The sequence below is a fragment of the Mycobacterium sp. 852002-40037_SCH5390672 genome (assembly GCF_001665875.1).
In the GTDB taxonomy this organism is placed as follows: Bacteria; Actinomycetota; Actinomycetes; order Mycobacteriales; family Mycobacteriaceae; genus Mycobacterium.
This window is the reverse complement of record NZ_LZTA01000051.1, coordinates 1-527: the sequence shown is the minus strand read 5'-3', so window position 1 is coordinate 527 and position 527 is coordinate 1. Positions and strand designations below refer to the sequence as shown.

Sequence of the window (527 nt, the reverse complement as noted above, 5' to 3'; positions counted from 1 at the left end):
GTGCAGATCTCGACGATCTCGTTCGGGACCAAGGGCGGCGAGATCGAGATGGACGGGCAGCGGGTCGCCGTCCCGGTTCCGGTGGACGACCAGACCCTGCAGAAGATCTGCGAGATCACCGACGGCCAGTCGTTCCACGCCGACAGCCTGGATTCCCTGAAGAACGTGTACTCGACGCTGCAGCGCCAGATCGGCTACGAAACCGTGAAGGGCGACGCGAGCCTGGCCTGGATGCTGCTCGGCGCCTTCGTCATGGCCGGCGCCATCCTGGCCGGTCTCCTGCTGAACCGCAGGCTGCCCGCCTGAGTCCTCAGCTGGGCAGGCGGCGGTTGATCAACAATGCCAGCGCCGTCGCGATCAGGGCGGTCAATACGCCGAGGCGCAGCCACCCGGAGCTGCCCGGCCCTGGCACCGTACGGTAGCCGATCTCGTTCTCGATGGCGTTGTAGCTCTTTTCGAGCTCGCCGAGGTTGGTGGCGGTGTAAGACTGCCCGCCGGACAGCTTGGCGACCATCTTCATCTGGTCG

General features: G+C 65.8%; 2 pseudogenes. One reads left to right on the top strand and one right to left on the bottom strand.

The window, feature by feature from the left end:
* A pseudogene (locus A5782_RS08915) lies at positions 1–306 on the top strand (hypothetical protein); the annotation flags it as partial.
* A gap of 4 nt (positions 307–310) precedes the next feature.
* Here A5782_RS08915 and A5782_RS08910 read toward each other — a convergent pair.
* Positions 311–527, bottom strand: a pseudogene (locus A5782_RS08910) (hypothetical protein); the annotation flags it as partial.